The sequence below is a fragment of the Treponema sp. R6D11 genome (genome assembly GCF_054786075.1).
In genome coordinates this window covers 1-2554 of record NZ_BDHD01000225.1, presented here as the reverse complement: position 1 = coordinate 2554, position 2554 = coordinate 1, and the positions used below count along the sequence as shown (strand labels likewise).

At 41.8% G+C, this 2554-nt stretch carries 2 protein-coding genes and 1 pseudogene; 2 read left to right on the top strand and 1 reads right to left on the bottom strand.

All coding sequences use genetic code 11. The features are described 5' to 3' along the window. Together ACYVTD_RS11535 and ACYVTD_RS11530 are read left to right on the top strand one after the other, a co-directional pair. A pseudogene (locus ACYVTD_RS11535) lies at positions 1–363 on the top strand (hypothetical protein); the annotation flags it as partial. A gap of 8 nt (positions 364–371) precedes the next feature. Beyond that, complete coding sequence (locus tag ACYVTD_RS11530; protein ID WP_461247915.1) at positions 372–1862, top strand: DUF2779 domain-containing protein; 1491 nt, start codon at positions 372–374, stop codon at positions 1860–1862. 58 nt (positions 1863–1920) lie between these two features. Here ACYVTD_RS11530 and ACYVTD_RS11525 read toward each other — a convergent pair whose 3' ends face one another. Next, positions 1921–2463 carry a hypothetical protein gene (locus ACYVTD_RS11525; RefSeq protein WP_461247914.1) on the bottom strand — a complete coding sequence of 181 codons (543 nt, stop codon included), beginning with the start codon at positions 2461–2463 and terminating at the stop codon, positions 1921–1923. Between the last annotated feature and the right edge of the window lie 91 nt (positions 2464–2554).

Below are 2554 nucleotides of genomic sequence, written 5' to 3'. Positions count from 1 at the left end.
ACACAATTCCTTTTCCGCATAAATAAAGGCATTTTAGACATTTCAAACGACATCGACCTAAATAAATTCACCCCGCAAGATAAGCGGCGCATCCCATTCGAAAACATGATATATATCGGTGATGGTCTAACCGACGTGCCATGCATGCGTCTCATAAAAGAATACGGTGGCTCCTCAATAGCCGTATATCCAGATGGCGGGAAAGACAAAACAGACGAACTACTATTAAAATCCGGCAGAGTAAATTATATCGCGCCCGCGGACTACACAGACGGCAGCGAACTTGACAAAATCATAAGAGACATCATAACCCGTAGCATAAAATTCACCCAACCAAAGCCGATAATCGGCAGAACTTTATAGAGGCGCATATGAATCTATCAAAGTCAAAATATTGTAAAGGCGTCCAATGCCCAAAAATCCTCTGGATGGACGAACACATGCCTGAAAAATGTGAAGAGATTCTAAACCAAGCTATCTTAGAAACAGGAACAGCAGTCGGCGAAGCCGCACTGCAATATTTTGGCGAGTTTGAAAAAGTCGCATTCAATTTCGAAAAATCAAAAATGATAGAGCAGACGAGCGAGCTGATTAAATCCGGTGCAAACATCATCGCCGAGGCCTCTTTCTCATTCAACGATAATTTCTGCAGCGTAGATATTTTGCAAAAAACATCCGACGGATATAATTTAATCGAAGTTAAAAGCGCGACCGACAGCGAAAAAATTAAAGATATATATCTACAAGACGTCGCATATCAATACTACGTCGCAACAAACGCCGGCATAAATATAAAAAACGCTTATATCATGCGCCTAAATTCGAATTACATCCGCCAAGGCGACCTTGATATAAAACAATTATTCGTCCTAACCGATTGCACGAGCGAAATCCTCACGCTCCAAGACGAAGTTGAAAGCAATATAATTAGAATTAAGTTAGCAGCAGAAAGTAAAACAGAACCAGCAGAAGGAATCGGCGCAAGATGCAAAAAGCCATATGAATGTGGCTATAGAAATTATTGCTTCCGCAACCTACCAGAAAACAACGTATACGACATCGGCTGGCGCATGTTCGGCACAAAAAAAGACAAACTATACCACTCCGGCATCATAACATTTCAAGACGTCATGGATAATATCGACAACATACATCTAACCCCAAATCAAATTAACCAAATCCTAGCAGTCACCAACCCTGGTCCACCGCAAATCCAAAAGGAACAAATCCAAGAATTCCTAGACGGCTTAATATACCCGCTATACCACCTCGATTTCGAGACATACCAACAACCAATACCTCTCTTCGACGGCGTGTATCCGTACCAACAAATTCCATTCCAATACAGCCTGCACATCCAGGAAGAAAACGGAAATATAACTCACAAAGAATTTCTCGGTAAAGAAGGCACTGATTCAAGGCGCGAACTCGCTGAAAACCTTTGCAAAGATATCGGTGATGCAGGAACAGTCCTAGCCTATAACATGGGCTTCGAAAAGGGACGAATCGACGAACTTATAACCCTTTTCCCAGATTTGATTTTAAAACTAGAAAATATAAATAATCGCATGCAAGATCTAGCCTACCCATTTCAAGCAGGACTTTACTACCACCGCGATATGGCAGGCAGTTGGTCGATTAAAAAAGTCCTCCCCGCCCTCTGCGGAGACGATCCAAGCCTAGACTACCACGCGCTCGACCTTATCCACAACGGCACCGAGGCAATGGAAGCGTTCGCCAACCTGCATGAAAAATCCCCAGACGAAATCGCCCGCACCCGCACCTCGCTTTTAGCATATTGCAAACTCGACACCCTCGCCATGATAAAACTCCTCGAAAAAATGTACGAAGCAGTAGAATAAACAAAAAAGAGACTAAGCTTCAAAAAAGAGCCTTTCGGCTCTTTTTTATAAATAAATCCTATTCAAACTTAACAGTCTTCGCCATCTTAACAAAGTCCGGCTTCATGCTCTCAAATTTGTCCTTCTCAGCAAAGAACTGAACCAACCAGTACGCATCCTTGCCTCTAAAAACAGTCGCATAATAAGTGAATTGCTTACCTCTAATTTCTTTCTCATATGTAAAATAAGTAAGCCCATCATCAGTCAAAATCTTTGAATCAAGCTTGTTCGAAGACAAAACTATCTCCGCATATTTATTAAGCGAAATCGTATCAGAAATCCCCGCAGCTTTAAACACCGTAAACTCTTCTTTTAATGTCACCACGCCTGCACGCGACGATTCATAATAAGCGGTATAAGCAGCATAATCCTTTTCATAGAATGTGCTGTTAAGAGTAATGCTCATTCCAGCTTTTGTAAACACTTTCTCGCTAGTAAACGCTCCATTAACTGCCAAAACATAAACAATCACGCCAAGAATAACGCCAACAACCCCAGCGATAGAGCTTAGTTTCATCCCTTTTTTCACAGCCACCTTAACTTCACCTTTATCAATCTCCATACACGCCTCCCTTTTTTTGTATTATATTTTACCGCTAGTCCTTTGTCAACCTCTATCTTCCCTCAACGCGTTCCAACTTCTGTCATACTTC

Coding starts and splice junctions, on each gene's coding strand:
- ACYVTD_RS11530 (WP_461247915.1), top strand. CDS start 372: ATGAATCTATCAAAGTCAAAATATTGTAAAGGCGTCCAATGCCCAAAA.
- ACYVTD_RS11525 (WP_461247914.1), bottom strand. CDS start 2,463: ATGGAGATTGATAAAGGTGAAGTTAAGGTGGCTGTGAAAAAAGGGATG.